1 pseudogene is annotated in these 237 nt (G+C 70.0%); it reads right to left on the bottom strand.

Annotated elements, in window-relative coordinates:
* Nucleotides 1-170, bottom strand: a pseudogene (locus ACQG3P_RS23430) (D-glycerate dehydrogenase); the annotation flags it as partial.
* Nucleotides 171-237: the final 67 nt, after the last annotated feature.

The raw sequence follows: 237 nt of genomic DNA, 5'->3' as shown, positions 1-237 counted from the left end.
TTGAGGGTGCTCAGCGCGCCTTCGACCCGGGCCAGCTGGTCGGCCAGCATCGCCGGCGTGTAGGGGGTGACCTCGTGGGTCATCGCGAGCTCGACATGCTGCCCGAGCTTGTCGATGACATCATCGAACAGCGGTTGGCTGACCCAGACCCGGGGGCGCGTCTCAGCCAGCGATGGCGCCGGGAATGCGTGGCGTGATCGCACCCACGTCACCGCACGGGGCGCGGTGGCGCAGCGC

It is taken from the genome of Stenotrophomonas sp. SrG (genome assembly GCF_050031795.1).
GTDB classification, from domain to species: Bacteria; Pseudomonadota; Gammaproteobacteria; order Xanthomonadales; family Xanthomonadaceae; genus Stenotrophomonas; species Stenotrophomonas rhizophila_A.
Note: the sequence above shows the minus strand (reverse complement) of the source record. Positions and strands in the feature narration are given on the sequence as shown.